This window comes from Corynebacterium sp. HMSC074C03 (assembly GCF_001838285.1).
GTDB classification, from domain to species: domain Bacteria; phylum Actinomycetota; class Actinomycetes; order Mycobacteriales; family Mycobacteriaceae; genus Corynebacterium; species Corynebacterium amycolatum.
The window spans coordinates 123,228-141,531 of sequence record NZ_KV836197.1; the positions used below are offsets into that span (position 1 = coordinate 123,228).

General features: G+C 60.5%; 12 protein-coding genes. 6 read left to right on the forward strand and 6 right to left on the reverse strand.

All coding sequences use genetic code 11. From position 1 onward, the window contains the following. Positions 1-20: 20 nt before the first annotated feature. From HMPREF2847_RS02830 to HMPREF2847_RS02855, 6 genes are all read left to right on the forward strand, one after another. Positions 21-2,252, forward strand: a complete 2,232-nt coding sequence (locus HMPREF2847_RS02830) for a 3-hydroxyacyl-CoA dehydrogenase NAD-binding domain-containing protein (protein ID WP_070851449.1) — start codon at positions 21-23, stop codon at positions 2,250-2,252. A gap of 142 nt (positions 2,253-2,394) precedes the next feature. Further along, positions 2,395-4,011 (forward strand): protein adenylyltransferase SelO, encoded by a 1,617-nt coding sequence (locus HMPREF2847_RS02835; RefSeq protein ID WP_070851450.1) that lies wholly within the window; start codon positions 2,395-2,397, stop codon positions 4,009-4,011. Positions 4,012-4,551: 540 nt separating this feature from the next. Beyond that, positions 4,552-6,297 (forward strand): peptide ABC transporter substrate-binding protein, encoded by a 1,746-nt coding sequence (locus HMPREF2847_RS02840; protein WP_070851451.1) that lies wholly within the window; start codon positions 4,552-4,554, stop codon positions 6,295-6,297. A gap of 4 nt (positions 6,298-6,301) precedes the next feature. Further along, positions 6,302-7,228, forward strand: coding sequence for an ABC transporter permease (locus HMPREF2847_RS02845; protein WP_016421610.1), 927 nt, complete (start codon positions 6,302-6,304; stop codon positions 7,226-7,228). Further along, a complete protein-coding gene (locus HMPREF2847_RS02850) occupies positions 7,221-8,216 on the forward strand; it encodes an ABC transporter permease (protein ID WP_070851452.1) in 996 nt (331 codons plus the stop codon). Before HMPREF2847_RS02845 ends, HMPREF2847_RS02850 begins: the two co-directional genes overlap by 8 nt. Next, positions 8,213-9,895 carry a dipeptide ABC transporter ATP-binding protein gene (locus HMPREF2847_RS02855; RefSeq protein WP_070851453.1) on the forward strand — a complete coding sequence of 561 codons (1,683 nt, stop codon included), beginning with the start codon at positions 8,213-8,215 and terminating at the stop codon, positions 9,893-9,895. Before HMPREF2847_RS02850 ends, HMPREF2847_RS02855 begins: the two co-directional genes overlap by 4 nt. Before the next feature lie 238 nt (positions 9,896-10,133). Here the strand turns inward: HMPREF2847_RS02855 and HMPREF2847_RS02860 are convergent, their stop codons facing one another. The 6 genes from HMPREF2847_RS02860 to HMPREF2847_RS02885 all read right to left on the reverse strand — a co-directional run bounded on the left by HMPREF2847_RS02860 (position 10,134) and on the right by HMPREF2847_RS02885 (position 18,052). After that, the gene (locus tag HMPREF2847_RS02860; protein ID WP_049181799.1) at positions 10,134-10,877 is read right to left on the reverse strand and encodes a response regulator transcription factor; all 744 of its coding nucleotides are present in this window, start codon (positions 10,875-10,877) and stop codon (positions 10,134-10,136) included. 6 nt (positions 10,878-10,883) lie between these two features. Beyond that, positions 10,884-13,487 (reverse strand): sensor histidine kinase, encoded by a 2,604-nt coding sequence (locus tag HMPREF2847_RS02865; protein ID WP_070851454.1) that lies wholly within the window; start codon positions 13,485-13,487, stop codon positions 10,884-10,886. Between the two features lie 46 nt (positions 13,488-13,533). Continuing rightward, entirely contained in the window at positions 13,534-14,124 is a 591-nt protein-coding gene (gene kdpC, locus HMPREF2847_RS02870) for a K(+)-transporting ATPase subunit C (RefSeq protein WP_070429892.1), read from the reverse strand. Positions 14,125-14,205: 81 nt separating this feature from the next. Beyond that, a complete protein-coding gene (gene kdpB / locus HMPREF2847_RS02875) occupies positions 14,206-16,314 on the reverse strand; it encodes a potassium-transporting ATPase subunit KdpB (RefSeq protein WP_070851455.1) in 2,109 nt (702 codons plus the stop codon). Continuing rightward, positions 16,311-17,963, reverse strand: coding sequence for a potassium-transporting ATPase subunit KdpA (gene kdpA, locus HMPREF2847_RS02880; RefSeq protein ID WP_070851456.1), 1,653 nt, complete (start codon positions 17,961-17,963; stop codon positions 16,311-16,313). The genes kdpB and kdpA overlap by 4 nt, the downstream gene beginning before the upstream one ends. Next, positions 17,960-18,052 (reverse strand): potassium-transporting ATPase subunit F, encoded by a 93-nt coding sequence (locus HMPREF2847_RS02885; protein WP_048734304.1) that lies wholly within the window; start codon positions 18,050-18,052, stop codon positions 17,960-17,962. Before HMPREF2847_RS02885 ends, kdpA begins: the two co-directional genes overlap by 4 nt. Between the last annotated feature and the right edge of the window lie 252 nt (positions 18,053-18,304).

Below are 18,304 nucleotides of genomic sequence, written 5' to 3' on the forward strand. Positions count from 1 at the left end.
CACAAAGGACTGACTGATTTATGAGCACAGATAACATGTTCCGGTGGGATCAGGACGACGCCGGAATCGTCACCCTCACCATGGATGACCCGAACGCACCGGTCAACACCATGAACAAGACTTTCCAGGACGACATCCGCGCCACCGTGGAGCGCCTGGAAAACGAAATTGGCGACGGCTCTGAGACCTCCATCAAGGGCATCATCATCACCTCTGCGAAGAAGACCTTCTTCGCAGGCGGCGACATCAAGCAGATGTCCAAGGCCACTGAGGACGATGCAGCTGACATGTTCAACATGGTCGAGGACATGAAGGCCTCCCTGCGTCGCCTGGAGAAGCTCCCGGTGCCGATTGTTGCCGCCATCAACGGCGCAGCACTGGGCGGCGGCCTCGAGGTCGCACTGGCTGCTAACCACCGCGTTGCTGCCGATGCCCGCGGTTCCAAGATTGGCCTGCCGGAGGTCACCCTCGGCCTCCTGCCGGGTGGCGGCGGTGTCTCCCGCGTCGTTCGCATGCTGGGTATTCAGGACGCGCTGATGAAGGTCATTCTGACCGGCGCTCAGATGAACCCGGGCAAGGCCCTCGCAGCTGGTCTCGTTGACGAGGTTGTTGCTCCGGAGCAGCTCATTGACACTGCTCGAGCATGGCTGACCAGCGAAGATACCAAGGCCGCACAGCCGTGGGACGAGAAGGGCTTCAAGATTCCGGGCGGCGACCCGAAGACTCCTAAGTTCGCAATGAACCTGCCGTCCTTCCCGGCAAACCTGACCAAGCAGCTCAAGGGCTCCCCGATGAAGGCTCCGCGCCTTGCGATGCAGGCTGCCATCGAGGGCTCTCAGGTCGACATCGACACCGCACTGCGTGTCGAGTCCCGCTACTTCACCGAGCTGGTCACCGGCACTCAGTCGAAGAACATGATGCAGGCGTTCTTCTTCGACCTCAATCACGCTCAGGGCGGCGGCTCCCGTCCGCTGCAGGCTGACGGCACCCCGTACCCGAAGCGCGAGTTCAAGAAGGTTGCCGTCGTTGGTGCCGGCATGATGGGCGCAGGTATTGCATACGTGTGTGCAAAGGCTGGCATGGAAGTTGTCCTGAAGGACATTTCCCTGGAGAACGCCGAGCGCGGCAAGGCCTACTCCGAGGGGCTGGAGGCGAAGGCTCTCAAGCGCGGTCGCACCACTGAGGAGAAGTCCGCAGCACTGCTGAACCGCATCAAGCCGACCGAATCCTACGATGACCTGTCCGACGTCGACCTGGTCATCGAGGCCGTCTTCGAGAACACCGACCTCAAGCACAAGGTTCACGCCGAGATCGAGGCCGCAGTTCCGGAGACCTGCATCCTGGGCTCCAACACCTCCACCCTGCCGATTACCGAGCTGGCTTCCCACGTCAAGCGTGAGAAGGACTTCATCGGTCTGCACTTCTTCTCCCCGGTGGACAAGATGCAGCTGATTGAGATCATCTCCGGCGACAACACCGACCCGGCAATCCTCGCCGCTTCGCTGGACTTCGCTGTTGCAATCCGAAAGATTCCGATTGTCGTTACCGACTCCCGCGGTTTCTACACCTCCCGCGTCATCGGCACCGTCATCAACGAGGCCCTGCGCATGGTTGCCGAGGGCTACGACCCGGCCATCATCGAGGCCGCTGGTCGCCAGGCTGGTTACCCGGCACCGCAGCTCCAGCTTGCCGACGAGCTGAACCTCAAGCTCATGGAGAAGATCGCTGGCGAGACCCGCGCTGCCGCCGAGGCCGCAGGTCAGACCTTGGACGAGGGCGGCGTGCCGGCTCTGGTCGAGGCCATGCTGCACAAGTTCGAACGCCCGGGCAAGCTCGAGGGCAAGGGCTTCTACGAGTACGTCGACGGCAAGCGCTCCGGTCTCTGGCCGGGCCTGTTCAACGAGCTGCGCGAGGAGCTGAACATCACCCCAATCGCTCCGGAAGACACCGACCTGCAGGAGCTGGTCGACCGCATGCTCTTCATCGAGGCCATCGAGACTCAGAAGTGCGTCGACGAGGGCGTTCTGCTTCACGACGCCGACGGCAACATCGGCTCCATCTTCGGTATCGGCTACCCGGCCTGGACCGGTGGTACTCGCCAGTTCATCAAGAACTACGACGGCGCCACTGTCGTCGACCCGGCTGCAGCTCACCCAGAGCGCCGCGGTGTCGCAGGCTTCGTCGAGCGCGCCGAAGAGCTGGCCGCTAAGCACGGCGAGCGCTTCAACGCTCCGGAGTCCCTGAAGAAGTAGGTTTCTTCGCGCATCCACCCCAGTTGCTGGAATTGTTCCAGTAACCGGGGTTTTCTGCCTTCGAGGCCATGCAAGGCGCATAGCACCGCTGAACGCACGAGCGCGGCAACACCTGTAAGGACATCCCCGTTAAACTGCGCACATGGCTAGAAACGTCGTTGATCTGCCCTCCGCACTGCCTGAACTCGCTATCGACCAGCAGGGGTTTGACGCCCCATCGCCGCAGCTCGTCATGCTTAACGACGAACTCGCGAGCCAGCTCGGCCTTTCCCCACAGTGGCTCCGGTCAGACGCTGGCCTGAAGTTCCTCACTGGCCGCGGAGTCGGCAAGGAAACCGATACCCCACCCGGCGCATACACAACCCCGATGGCCACGGCCTACGCCGGCCACCAGTTCGGTAACTTCGCAGGCCTACTCGGTGATGGTCGCGCGCTCTTGCTTGCCACAGTTGAGGCTGAACCGGGGCTGACTGGACTGCCGGATTACCCCAAAGAGACAACCCACAGCGACAACACCCAGGCCTACGAGATTCAGGCGAAAGGCACCGGCCCCACGACCTTCTCCCGTGGCGGTGATGGCAAAGCTACGCTGACCTCCGCCCTGCGGGAGTACCTCATCAGCGAAGCCATGTATGCGCTCGGCATTCCCACCACCCGCGCGCTGGCGGTCATCAAAACCGGCGAGGAAATCTACCGCGGCTCACAAACCCCTTTCGACAACACCGACCCCACCACCGAACTTCAACCGGGCGGCATTGTCGTGCGCGTAGCATCCAGCCACCTGCGAGTCGGCACGTTCGAGCTGGTCGCACGCTCCGGAGCGGACACCGGAATTATGGATCGGCTCATCGACTTCGCCGCGCAGCGGCATGGCTACGAGGGTTCGGCGGAGTCGGTTCTCCGGGACGTCGTCAAGCGGCAAGCCAATCTCGTTGCGGCGTGGCTGGCCTGCGGTTTTGTCCACGGTGTGATGAACACCGACAATGCCAGCATCGCGGGCGAGACCATCGACTTTGGGCCGTGTGCGTTTCTGGATGCGCACGATCCGCGGGCAGTGTTTAGCAGTATTGATCGCGGCGGTCGATACGCGTACGGCGCGCAGCCAACAATCGCGGGGTGGAACATGTCGAAGCTCGCGGAGACTTTGCTGCCGCATTTCGCAGGCACCCCGGAGGATGCCCTCGCACGCGCCCGCGACATCCTGGGAGAATTCGCCGACGAGTTCACCGATGCGCTCAGCCGCAGGTGGCTGCCCAAGTTGGGGATTCTCCCCTCGCTTTACGACGACCCGCTGGCCATCCCCTTGGTACAGCAGTGGCAGGCGTTGCTGGCGAAGTTTGGGCTCGACCACACGAATGCTCATCGGGCGCTGATTGAGGTTCTTGCCAGCGATGATGGGCAGGATTTCACTGCGCTGACCGCGCTGACCAGACTGTCTGATGATCCTGCGTTCCCCGCTGCCGCGACTGAGTGGAGGCAGTTGTGGCAGCGGACGCGGGAGGAGCTAGGAATCGACCAGGCGACGGCCCTGGCACTTATGGAGGAAACAAACCCACTGTATATTCCGCGAAATCACCTGGTCACGGAAGCGTTAGCGAAGGCAGGGGCGACAGGAGAAGCAGGGACGGGGGATTTGGCCGCCTACCGGCACCTGCTGGAGGCGGTAACCAACCCCTTTGAGTTGCAAGACGTCCCAGCGGGGTTCACTGAGCCGGCACCGCGGGAGTTGGGGGCTTTCCACTCGTACTGCGGGACTTAATGCGCTGGCTTGGCGGCGCTCCGGCGCCCCTCCACCAAGCCCCAAAGCCCACTTCACGACACGGGTGTCACCTCGTGTCAGCTGTGGAGGTGGCATGAGGTGACGTAGGTGTCGTGAAGTCGCGGATGGGGCCCGCGGACGGAGCCCGCGGACGGAGCCCGAGGATGGGACCAACGCGGGTGGCCAAAACGCGGATGGGGCCTGGCTGAGCGCCAGCGTCGCGGAGAGCCAGAGGGCAACCCCTGCGGGGGTGCCAGGATGTTACAACGTTTCACCGCTGCACAGGATTAACTCCCCAATCGAGGGTAAAAGACGCCGTCAAATAAGGGATGGTTCGCCTGATTAATACTCATATGTTTTTTGGACTTGTAAGGTTAGAGACTGTATTGAACGGTCGTATCCAAACCTTAGAGTCCGTCACAACCAAAGGTTTCACCACCGCCATTGCTAAGCAGCTGGGAGGTGGGTAGCTGAGTCGTTTGGAGTGAGCCGATCACCAAATTCATATCGCCTAGCTGGCAGAATCTAGAAAGGCTCGCGATGCATAGACCCGTTGCCTCCGGCCCCTTCCACACCCGGCAGAAACTCCGGCGGAAGCTCCGACAGCGAGAGAAGTTCCGTGCCACAAAACTGCACGCAACAGCGCTCAGCGAAAAAGGAAAGTTCACGCTGCATGTCCGCCAAATCCTGGCGGCTTTGCTGGCAATTGTCCTACCGGGCGCTGCACTTGCTGCCTGCAGCACTGACCAGCAACAGGTCGGCGCCGGGTTCATTGTGGTTCAGAACTCCGAACCGCAGTCGCTGCTGTACACTACTGACACCAATGAAACCGGTGGTGGCGATATCCTCCGCGTGCTCTACTCAGGTCTGGTGCGCTACGACACCGACGGCTCGATGATCCTGGACCATGCGGCAGAAATTAAGCCCAACGAGGACTCGACTCATTTCGACATCACGCTGAAACCGGGCTGGACCTTCCACAACGGCGAACCCGTCACCGCGCAGAGCTACATCGATGCCTGGAATTACGCTGCCTACGGCCCGAACCTGCAGAAGCAGCAGTCCTTCTTCGCAAACGTGCAGGGCTTTGATGCTGTCTCGGGAGAAAAGGCCACGGAGAAAACACTCTCCGGTCTGAAAAAGGTCGACGATCTGAAGTTCACCGTAGATCTGACCACCCCAGATTCCTCCTTCCCGCTCAGCCTCGGCTATGTCGCGTTTATGCCACTGCCGAAGGCAGCGTTCGAAGACAAGAAGGCTTTCGGTGAACACCCAATCGGCAATGGCCCGTACAAGATGGCCGAAGGCCGCGCTTGGCTGCACAACAACCAGCTAACCGTGGTCCGCAATGATGACTTCGCCGGTGAGCACAAGGCCCGTAACAACGGCCTGGTATACCGATTCTACTCGGACGTGGACACCGCATACGCAGACCTCCAGGCAGGCCGCCTGGACACGCTGCCACGCACAATTCCACCAACGGCGCTGGCCAGCTTCGAAACCGATTTCCCCGACTCCAGCGCAAACGTCCCGACCTCCTCTTCGCAGTACTTCGCAATTCCGCGAAATCTGCCAGGTTTTTCGGGTGAAGAGGGCAAGCTTCGTCGTCAAGCGATTTCCATGGCGATTGACCGGAAACTAATCACCGAGAAGATTTTCTTCGATACCCGCACCCCGGCGCGCGAGTTCAGCTCGTTGACGCTCGGCGACCTTGACCCGAACGTACCTGGCCAAGAGGTGCTGGAATACAACCCGAAGAAGGCTCGCCAACTGTGGGCCGAGGCCAACAAAATTGCGCCGTTTACTGGCTCGTTCGACATTGCCTACAACGCCGACGGCGGACACCAGCAGTGGGTCGAAGCGGTGACCAACATGATTGGCGAGACCCTCGGCATCGATTCCCACGGTAAGGCCTACCCGACGTTCAAGCAGCTGCGCGATGAAATCTCCAACGAGACCATCACCAGCGGCTACCGCACTGGTTGGGCAGCTGACTACCCATCTGTGGCCAACTATATGCTTCCGCAGTTCGTCACTGGTGGCTCCTCGAATGACAACCACTACTCCAACCCGGAGTTCGACAAGCTGATTCAGGAGGCTGCCTCGGCAAAGAGCGCAGAAGATGCCAAGCCAATTTATGTCAAGGCTCAATCTGTGCTGATGGAGGACCTGCCAGCGATTCCGCTGTGGTACCCCAATGCTTCAGTGGCGTGGAACCCGAAGCTGCGCAATGCCGTAGTGATGTGGGACGGAATCTTGGACTACCCAATGATTGAGAAGGACTAGCACCATGGGTTGGTATATCGGAAAGAGACTCCTGCAGATGGTGCCGGTATTCTTCGGTGCCACACTGCTGATTTATGCAATGGTCTTCGCCATGCCAGGCGACCCCATTGCCGCACTGGCTGGCGATAAGCAGCTGCCACCGGAGCAGGTCGCAGCGCTACGCGCCCACTACCACCTGGATGAGCCTTTCCTCGTCCAGTACTGGGAGTACCTCAAGGGCCTGTTCACCCTGGATATGGGCGAGACCTTCTCCGGCCGCTCGGTCGGCGAGGAAATCGCGCTGGCTTTCCCTATTACGATTCGCCTGGCGCTGATGGCCGTTGCCATTGAGGCCATTTTCGGTATTGGCCTCGGCGTTATTGCCGGTATGCGCAAGGGCGGCTTCTTCGACTCCACCGTTCTGGTGATGTCCCTGCTGGTTATCGCAACTCCGACCTTCGTGCTCGGCTTCGTGGCCCGCTACCTCTTCGGTGTGCGCTGGGAGATCGTCTCCCCCACCGTTGGTAGCGATGCCTCCTTTACCTCCCTACTACTTCCGGCATTCGTGCTAGGTCTCGTCTCGGTTGCTTATGTTCTGCGACTGACGCGCTCGGAGGTTTCGTCGGCACGCCATGCTGACTTCGTGCGCACCGCCCGCGCCAAGGGCTTGCCAACTTCTGAAGTCACCCGCCGCCACATCTTGCGTAACTCGCTGATTCCCGTTGTAACCTTCATCGGCGCTGATCTCGCCGCTCTGATGGGTGGCGCAATCGTCACCGAGGGCATCTTCAACGTGCCCGGTATCGGTGGCCTGATCTTCCACGCCGTCCAGATTGGTGAAGCTCCCACCGTGGTCAGCATCGTGACCATCCTGGTGGTTATTTACATGTTCGCCAACTTGCTCATCGACTTGCTCTACGCAGTCCTGGATCCGAGGATTCGTTATGCCTAAGCCAGATTCGACGCAGTTAGATTCGACTCAGCCCGAAAAGCAGGCCAACACCGCGCAGGCCGGCACCGCACAGGCCGGCACCGCACAGGCACCAAATCCGGCGACGAACCCCGACCACAAGCAGTTACCGGATACCCCGCCACTGGGGCTCTGGGGTTCGGCCTGGCAGAACCTGCGTTACCGCCCACTGTTCTGGGTTTCCGCATTCATCATTTTGCTCTCCATCGCAGTGGCCGCGTTCCCGTCGCTGTTCACCTCTGTGGACCCGACGGCGGCAAACCTGCGTGACTCGCTGGCCCCAGCCCGCGACGGCCACCCGATGGGCTTCACTCAACAGGGCTACGACGTCTACGCCCGTGTCATCTACGGTGCCCGCGCCTCGGTCATCGTCGGCATCGGCGTCACCCTGGCTGTGACCGTGGTGGGCATCATCCTCGGCGCGATTGCCGGTTATCTCGGCGGTTGGGTCGATGCGGTGCTCTCCCGCATCACGGATATGTTCTTTGCTATTCCACTGATTCTGGCCGGCATCGTGCTGATGCAGCTGTTTACCGAACGCACCATCTGGTCCGTGGTCTTCGTGCTCGCTGCTTTCGGCTGGCCGCAGATGGCGCGCGTGGTACGCTCCTCAGTGATCTCGGTGAAGAACGAGGAATACGTCACCGCTTCCAAGGCGCTCGGTCTGTCCAACACTGGCATTCTCTTCCGCCATGTGCTGCCGAACTGCCTCGCCCCTGTCATCGTTATGGCCACGACCTCACTGGGTATTTACATCGTCGCCGAAGCCACGCTGTCCTACTTGGGCATTGGCTTGCCAACGACCACCGTTTCCTGGGGCAACGACATCTCTGTCGCACAGCAGGTGCTCCGCCAGGCCCCGTCCAACCTGTTCTGGCCAGCACTCGCCCTGGCGATTACCGTTCTCGGCTTCATCCTCATGGGTGACGCTTTGAAGGATTCTCTCGACCCGAAGGAGCGTCGTCGATGAGCACCGACACCAATACTTCCGCAGCGCCCATTCTCACCTTGAAGGATGTCTGCATTGGCTTTCCGACGACCACAGCGTCCGGCCGCCGCAGTAAATCGTTGACCGATGTGGTGCACAACGTTGACCTGGAGGTTTTCCCCGGTGAGACAGTCGCCATTGTCGGCGAGTCCGGATCGGGTAAGTCCACCACTGTCCACGCCGCACTGGGGCTGTTGCCCGGTGATGGTGAAGTCACCGGTGGCACCATCACCTTCGATGGCCGTGACATCACGCACCTGACAGACCGCGAGTTTGTTAGCATCCGCGGCAACGGCATTGGCCTGGTCCCCCAGGATCCGATGACCAACCTCAATCCGGTGTGGACTATCGGTTCCCAGATTAAGGAGGCGCTGCGCGCCAATAACATCGCCACTGGCTCTGAAGCCCACAAAAAGGCGATTGAGCTGCTGGAACAGGCCGGCCTGCCGAATGCTAAAAAGCGCATCGACCAATACCCGCACGAGTTCTCCGGTGGTATGCGCCAGCGCGCACTTATCGCGATGGGCTTGGCCGCGCACCCAAAGCTACTGATTGCCGATGAGCCCACTTCCGCGCTCGACGTGACCGTGGCGAAGAAGATCCTCGACCACCTCGACAAGCTCACTAGCGAACTCGGCACGTCCGTGGTGCTTATTACTCATGACCTCGGTTTGGCTGCCGAGCGCGCTGACCGACTCGTCGTTATGCAAGCAGGACGTGTCGTGGAGACCGGCCCTGCCCTGGAAGTCCTCACTCGCCCGCAGCATCCATACACCAAGCAGCTGATCGCGGCGGCTCCGTCGCTGGCTGCCCGGCGCGGTGATCGCGTGGTGGCGGCGCCGACGACATCGGATGCGGATCAGAAGGAGATTCTGGTCGCGAAGAACTTGGTGCGCGACTTTGCCATCCCCGGCGACCGTCCGTGGCGCAAGGATTCCTTTCGCGCCGTCGATGACATCAGCTTTACGCTGCGTCGCGGTCGCACCATCGGTATCGTGGGCGAATCCGGTTCGGGTAAGTCCACTGTCGCCAACATGGCACTGGGGCTGCTCGATCCGACAGAGGGCGAAGTGCTTTTCGACGGTAAACGCGTCCAGGGCCGGGATCGTAAAGAGGAGCTGGAACTGCGGCGTCGCATTCAGCCGATTTTCCAGAACCCGTATGCGACGCTGGACCCGATGCGCACGGTGCATTCCTCCATCGAGGAGCCGCTGCGGATTCACAAGATTGGCACCAAACAGGAGCGTGAGCAGCGCGTATTCGAGCTTCTCGACCGCGTCGCGCTGCCCGCGGAGATGGGTCGCCGCTTCCCCGGTGAGCTGTCAGGTGGCCAGCGACAGCGCGTGGCCGTCGCGCGTGCACTGGCGCTAAACCCTGAAGTTGTGGTCTGTGATGAGGCCGTGTCCGCCCTGGACGTGGTGGTCCAGGCGCAGGTGCTCGAACTGCTTGCTGAGCTGCAGGAAGAGATGGATTTGGCCTACCTCTTTATTACGCATGACCTCGCTGTGGTGCGGCAGGTGGCTGATGAGGTCATCGTGATGGAGCACGGCAAGATGGTGGAGCACCGTCCTACCGACGACCTCTTCGACCACCCGGAGAAGGAATACACCCAGCGGCTGCTGGACGCTATTCCGGGCGCTTCGCTGGATTTGGATCTGTAGCTGGGCGGTGCCGCGCCCCACTCCCCCCCCCACACACACGGCACTTCACTCCACCCTCTGGGCTGGGGCAAATCGCACTTCACGACACCTATGTCACCTCGTGCCAGCTGTGGAGGTGGCATGAGGTGACATAGGTGTCGTGAAGTCGCAGGGAGAGGCAGACAGGCGAGCGGGAAGGCGGGAAGGTGCGGGCGGGAACGTGCAGGCGGGCAAGCAAGGACGGGCAAGCAGCCGGCTGCTACTCCTCGTCCAGCACCATGCGATAACCGACCCCCACCTCAGTGCGCAAGTACTTATTGTGAGCTTGCTGGGGCTCAATCTTGTGGCGCAGCTGGGAGATGTAAACGCGCAGGTAATTGGTCTCTTTTTCGTACTGGTCACCCCAGACGGCCTTGAGAAGCTCCAGTTTGGTCACCAGTTCGCCACGATGCTGCACCAGGTAGACCAGGATGTCCCACTCGCGCGGGGTCAGATGCACGAGCTCGTCCGCCACGAGAACTTGCCGTTTGGCCAGGTCAACCATTAGATGACCATCTGCGGAGGTCACCTTCGGCACCTCTTCGACCACTACTTTGCTGGCACGCCGCATGGTTGAACGCAGCCGAGCCAACAACTCCCCCATCGAGAAAGGCTTGGTGACGTAGTCATCGGCCCCTTCATTGAGGGCGTTGATTTTCCCCGCCTCGTCGTGACGCGCGGAGACAATCAGCACTGGAATATCGCTCCACCTGCGCAAAGAACGCAGAACTTCCAGGCCACTGACATCGGGCAAGCCCAGATCCAGGAGAACGGCGTCGGGCTTCCACTCGCTGACCGCGGCTAACGCCCGCGTCGCCGTTTGCGCGACACGTGGCTCGTAACCGCGGGCTTTTAAACTGACAAGCACAGTGCGGGCCATGGCGACATCATCCTCGACGATGAGTATCTTTCGCCCGGGTTTGTTGCCAGCCTGACCAGCGGGTTGTCCTGAACTGAGATTCATGGAATCCTACTTTCTCTCGCCCATTGCACGCGGCAACGTCAGCACGAAGGTAGCACCGCCGCCGGGTGTCTGTTCGGCGCGGATGGCGCCTCCCATGGCGTCGGCAAAACGCGAGGCGGCGGCAAGTCCCAGACCAAGGCCCTGAGATTGTGCCGAGTAGTCGCCAAGGCGTTGGAACGGTTGAAAAATCTCCTCCAACTTATCCTCCGGGATGCCCTTACCGTGGTCAATGATCAAAATGTCTATGCATGCGCTCGCAGCGATAGCACCCAGCGAGCCCATAACCGGCATGTCGGCGGGACCGCGCACACCGCGCTCGCTGGGCCGCGTACGAATGGTCAGGCTCGACTCCGGTGCGTACTGACGACCGTTGATGACGATGTTGGAAACAATGCGCTGGATAAGCCCCGGATCGCCTTCCACCATGCAGGCGTCATGGTCAATATCGCGGTCGATGTGACCTGCGGCTTCCGGCAGCTCCGCACATACCGCGTCCGCAACATCGGAGACGCTAACCGGCACACTATCCACACGCTTGCTGTTGGAATCAATGCGGCTGGCATCGAGTAGGTTGCCAATGACCACCTCTAGGCGGTCAGCGGAACTCTCGATTGTCTCCATGAGGATGAGACGCGTTTCGTCGTCAAGCTCGACGTCCTCCATGTTCATGCTGGAGATCGCAGCCTTGATGCTGGCCAGCGGTGTGCGCAGGTCGTGTGAAACGGCGGTCAGCACCGCGCTGCCCACGCGGTTGCCCGCCTCGAGGGCAGCGGTGGCGCGGCGCATCGCGGCAATCTCCTCCATGTCCATGAGCGCACGGATGCGCGAGCCGTGTGCGGCAATCATGGCGGTCTCAGCGGCGGTGAGTTCACGGCCACTGAGCACAAAACGCAGGTCATCGCCGGAGCTGACCTTAGTCATCGGTAGCTCGGAGGGCCAGGGCTCGGATAGACCGTGCTCGGCGGTGGTGACGATCGGAAGCCACTTCTTGCGCTCTGAGGAGTAGCGCTGCACGTCCACGCGCTCCATGGAGAACGTATCCGCCAGGCTGTGGACCAGGTTGGACATGTTGTCGCCACCGTGGACGACACCGTGTGCCAACTCGGACATTACGACTGCCTGATGCAGACTCCTGTCCGCCATCTCGCGGCGGCGCTCGGAACGTTCCACCACCGTCGCCACAGCCGCCGCAATCACACCGAAGAGCAGGATTTGCGCCAAGCTGGCCGGCTCGGTGATAGTCAGGGTGTTCACCGGAGCGGTGAAGTACCAGTTTGCCAGAATTGAGGAGACAACCACTGCCGCCAGCGCCGGCACCAATCCTGCCGCCATAGCGGCGAAGACTACCGGCATCAGGTAGGTCAGCAGCAGTACGCCCAGGAACTCCGGGCCGGTGTCCAGCTGGTAGAGCAGCAACGTCAGTAGCACTGGCCCCACCAGTGCCAGCAGCCAACCGGTGATACGTCGCTCCTTGGAAAAGCGAGAGCGCAGTTTCTTGCGGCGCTTAGCCTTTTTCTCCGATGAGCTGGAGATAATGTGCACGTCAATCGGCCCGGACTGGTCAATAATCCTCTGCGAAGTACTCAACCCCACATAGCGCCGCAGTCCTCGCTCCGAGCCGATGACCAGCTGCGATGCATTGACAGTGCGGGAGAATTCCAGCAGAATTCCCGGCACGTCATCACCGACGATGGTGCGCCACTGCCCACCGAGCGATTCGGTGAGATCCTGCAGCTTGCGCAGCCGACGCAAATATCCGCGGTCAAGGCCGTCGTCCTCGCCGGTAATGTGCACGACAATCATCTCGCGGCCGGCCACGCGCCCGGTCATGCGGGCACCGCGGCGAATCATGGACTCCGCGTTCTCATCATCGCGCACGGCCACCACGACGCGCTCACGCGTGGTCCAGTGGTCGTCGATCTCCTCGTCTTCGCGGTAAGCGTCCAGGACCTCCTCGACCTTGTCAGCCAGCCACAAAAGAGCCAGCTCACGCAGGGCGCTGAGGTTGCCCGGGCGGAAGTACTTGCGCAGCGCCAGCTCCGCCTGCTCCTTTTGGTAAATCTCACCGCGAGACAGGCGGATGCGCAGGGCGTCCGGGCTCAAGTCGATGAGCTCAATCTCGTCCGCATCGCGCAGGACACGGTCGGGTACCGTCTCCATCTGGCGCACGCCGGTGACGGCCGCAACGACGTCGTTAAGCGATTCCAAATGCTGGATGTTCATCGTCGAGATGACATCGATGCCTTCGTCGAGAAGCTGGTAGACATCGTGCCAGCGCTTGCGTTGCTGAACGAACTCGTTGCCCGGTTCCTCGGTGACGACGGTGTGCGCGAGCTCATCGACAAGAGCGACCTCAGGGCGCGCCGCGATAATCGCGTCCACGTCGAGCTCACGGTAGGTATTGCCGTGGTAGCTCACCTCACGACAATCCAGCACCGGCAGGCCCTCAATGAGCTTCTTCGTGCGCTCACGCCCATGGTGTTCCACCAGGCCAACGACCACCTCGTGCCCACGGGAATACAGATCGTGGCCTTCATTGAGCATGGCGCACGTCTTCCCCACACCCGGGGCAAACCCCAGGTAGACCTTCAGTTTTCCTCGCTGGGTCATCTCTTAGGACCTCACTACCGTACGTTGTCGACGCGTCGAATTACGCTCACTGTCCGTTTGCCAGCGCGGCGTTGAGCTTTACGACGTTGACCAGTTGCCCACCTTCCTGCGAGCCCTGTTCCGTGATTGCTTTCTCACTATTTTCCGAGATTAAACGCTCAACCTCTGCCTGTGGCAGGTTGCGTTCCTTAGCCACACGCGGTGCTTGCAGCTGTGCGTACTTCTCGGAGATATGCGGATCCAGACCGGAACCGGAGGCGGTGACTGCCTCCACCGGTACCTGGGCCGGGTCGATGCCCTCGCGGGCAGCGACATCGGTGCGGCGCTGTTCGATTTCAGCCTGGAACTCCTTGCTATACGGCGACACGTTCGATGCCGAAGACGACATCGCGTCGTAGCCATTATCCCCCGCAGCAGACGGGCGCGGGTAGAAAAATCCCGGCTTTGTCACTTCTTGGGCAATGAGCTCCGAACCCTGGGCCTTGCCTGCGGAGTCATACATCATCGAGCCATCAGCGTTATCGGACCAGATTCGCCCCACTACCCAGATTGCGGCTGGGTACAGCAGGCCGATAACCACGGTGAGCAGCAAGTATGCCTTGATTGTGGTGGATACCAACCGAAAGTTCTTGTTCATGTCCTTCTCGATTCTTTTCACATGTTGCGAGATGCCAAGTGCTGTGTGCCGGCTGCGCCTTTCGGCGCGAGGCCAAGGCACTTACATCCCGAACACTCCAGAGAGCAGGAGGTCAATAATTTTGATGCCGATAAACGGTGCGATGATGCCACCGACACCGAAGATGAGCAGATTGCGGCTCAGCAGCGATGCTGCGGAACCAGCGCGGTACTTCACGCCCTTGAGAGCCAGTGGAATCAAGGCGACAATCACGAGCGCGTTGAAGATCACCGCAGACAGGATGGCGCTTTCCGGCGAGTGCAGGTTCATGATGTTGAGCTTGTCCAGGCCAGGCAGCACCGTGACGAACATGGCTGGAATGATGGCGAAGTACTTCGCCACGTCATTGGCAATGGAGAAGGTGGTCAGCGCACCGCGGGTAATCAACAACTGCTTGCCAATTCCCACCACGTCAATGAGCTTGGTCGGGTCCGAATCCAGGTCCACCATGTTGGCCGCTTCCTTCGCCGCCGACGTACCAGTGTTCATTGCCACGCCCACATCTGCCTGCGCCAATGCCGGTGCATCGTTGGTGCCGTCACCGGTCATGGCGACCAGGCGTCCCTTCGACTGCTCCTTGCGGATCAACTCTAGCTTCTGCTCCGGGGTGGCCTCAGCGAGCACATCGTCGACACCGGCCTCCTTCGCAATCGCATGCGCCGTCACCGCATTGTCGCCCGTGATCATGACGGTACGAATGCCCATTTCACGCAGCTGATCAAAACGCTCACGCATGCCAGGCTTAACGACGTCCTTGAGATAAATAACACCCAGCACTCGTCCGGACTCACCGCTGGTTACTTCGTCGCCGCCAAATACCTCGGCGACCACCAGCGCGGTACCGCCCGCTTCTGAAATGCGCTGGACAATGCCATCGACTTCGGGCGGCACGGTGGCACCGATGCACTTCATCAGCTTCACAATCTCCGTTGCGGCACCCTTGACTACCTTGCGGTTCTTCTCGCCGCCGGTAGCGGGGAACTCGATACCACTCATACGAGTCTGAGCGGTAAAGGGAATGAAGGTCGCATTGGTATAGACGGATTCGTCGATGCGTTCATTCGATTCGGTTTCCGCGAGCTCGACAATGGAGCGGCCCTCGGGGGTTTCGTCGGCAAGCGAAGAAAGCTGGCAGGCGTGTACCAATTCAGCGTGCGTGGTGTCGCCGACCTCGGAGAACTCCGCAGCCTGACGGTTACCGAAGGTGATGGTGCCGGTCTTGTCTAGCAGCAGCGTGGCGACGTCACCAGCGGCCTCAACCGCACGGCCAGACATGGCCAACACATTGTGCTGCACTAAACGGTCCATACCGGCGATACCAATAGCGGACAGCAGCGCGCCGATGGTGGTCGGAATCAGGCAGATCAGCAGTGCGACCAGGACCAATGGGTCCTGCTCAGCGCCGTTGAAGACAGCCATTGGTGCAAGTGCAATGACGACCATGAGGAAGATCAGGGTCAACACGTGCAGCAGGGAACCAAGTGCCAACTCGTTCGGGGTCTTTTTGCGCTGTGCGCCTTCGACCAGACCAATCATGCGATCCATGAAGCTCTCACCGGGCATGGTGGTGACCTCGATGGCGATGGCGTCGGAAAGCACGCGCGTACCACCGGTGACCGCGCAGCGATCACCGCCGGCCTCGCGGATGACCGGCGCGGACTCACCGGTAATGGCGGACTCATCGACACTGGCAGCGCCGACGATCACGTCACCATCGGCGGGAATCGGCTCGCCGGCGGAGACGATGACGATGTCGCCCGGAACCAGATCCGTGGCCGCGACCTTGGTGGTCTGCGCGGCTGGGTTCTCCAGTGCTGCAGCGGCGTTGGCACCGTTGTTGAGCTTGAAGGCATCAGAGGTGGTGCGCGAAGCGCGCAGCGATTCCGCCTGTGCCTTGCCGCGGCCCTCAGCGACGGCTTCCGCCAGCGTTGCAAAAAGTACCGTCAACCACAGCCACACTGTGATGGAAATACTGAACAGCGACGGGTGCGCAATGGCCAGGACCAGCGTAAATGCGGCACCGACTTCGACCAGGAACATCACAGGGGTGGCGATGAGCTGGCGCGGGTTCATCTTGCTCAGCGCCAGCGGCAGAGCCGCTTTCAGTGCGCTGGGAGAAAATGCGGAAGATGCGTTGGAATTCTTGCTCATGACAGGACCTCCGTCAGCGGGCCAAGGACGAGGGTTGGTAGGAAGGTCAGGGCGCTGACGATGATTGCGATGGCAACGGTCAGGCCGACAAACTGCGGTCGGTGAGTTGGCAGGGTGCCAGCGGTCTCGGCGGCTGGTCGCTGCTTGGCAAAGTCACCAGCCAGACCCAGCACCATGACAATTGGAAGAAAGCGACCAAACAGCATGGCGAAACCGAGGCTCATGTTGAACCACGGGGTATCGGCACCGAAGCCCGCGAATGCCGAACCATTGTTGTTGGACGCACTGGTGAAGGCGTAAATCAGGTCGGAGAAACCGTGCGGCCCATCAGCGGACACGGAGTCCAGCGTCGACGGCAGCATGGTGGAGATACCGACACCTGCCAGCACCAGCACTGGCATGACCAGGATGTAGAGGCAAACCTTGGTGATTTCCGAAACACCAATGCGCTTGCCCAGGTATTCCGGCGTACGGCCAACCATCAGGCCGGCGATGAATACGGTCAGGATGGCGATGATGAGCATGCCGTAGAGACCGGAGCCCACACCGCCAGGGCTGATCTCGCCCAGCAGCATGTTCAGCATGAGCATGCCGCCTGCCAGTGGTGAGTAGCTGGAGTGGAAGCTGTCCACCGCGCCTGTCGACGTCATGGTGGTGGTCACCGCAAAGAAGGAACTCGGCAGCACGCCAAAGCGCATTTCCTTGCCCTCCATGCCGCCACCTTGGAAGGTCTGCAGCGCAGTCTCGCTGGACATAACGACAGCCAGAGAGATGAAGTAGAGCACCGCCATGGTGGACAGAATTGCCCAGCCCTGACGCTTGTCACCGATGATGACACCGAATGCCCTGGTCAACGAGACCGGAATCAACAGGATAAGGAAGATTTCCAGCATGTTGGTCCACGCATTCGGGTTTTCAAATGGATGCGCGGAGTTGGCGTTGAAGTAGCCACCGCCGTTGGTGCCCAATTCCTTGATGACCTCCTGCGATGCCACGGCACCGCCCGGGATAGTCTGGCTGCCGCCGGTGACAGTCTGGATAGTCTGTGGGGCCGAGAAATTCTGGATGGCACCCTGCGAAATCAGCAGAATTGCACCAATAGCGGCGATGGGCAGCAGCACTCGCAGGACGGTACGAGTCAGATCTACCCAGAAGTTGCCGATGTTGCCGTCACCGTGACGGTTGGCCAGGCCTCGAACCAGCGCCACCGCCACTGCAATACCGACTGCGGCGGAGACGAAGTTCTGAACTGCCAGGCCAGCCATCTGGGTTAGCACTGTCATGGCTTCTTCACCGGAGTAGGACTGCCAGTTGGTGTTGGTGGTAAACGACACCGCGGTGTTCCACGCCTGGTCCGGGGAGACTGGGCCCTTGCCGTGGTTGAGCGGTAGCCACTGCTGCATTCGCTGCAGCAGGTAGACGAAGATGACGCTGACAGCGGAGAAGCTCAACACACTGGCGGTGTACTTTGTCCAGTGCTGGTTGGCCTCTGGGCGCACACCGATGGCGCGGTAGAAACCGCGCTCAACACCCAAGTGCTTATCAGTGGTGAATACCCGCCCCATGTAATTGCCGAGCGGGATGTAAAGGATGGCCAGTGCGGCCATCACGATGATTACCGGGACAAATCCCATAATGACGTTGCTCACGAGAATCGCTCCGGATCAATCAGGGCGACCAGGACATAGCCCAATGCCGCCAAACCTAAAATGGCGCCGCCGATCAATTCCCACGTCATAGTTTCTTCACCGCCTTTGCGCAGCCCTGCAGTAGCAGGAAGGCCGCGACGGTGAGTAGAAGAAGCAAAATGTCTACGAACATGACAGTTATAAAACACCCATACCTACTGCGGCGGGCACCTATTAACGCTTTTTTAACACCCGACTGAACTGGGGTTATGCGCTTAGAGATGCGCGAATGCACTTCTGATTAAGAAAGTGCCAATGCAGGTACGCGGCGAATTAATACCAGCTTCGGGGCTGAGTGGGCT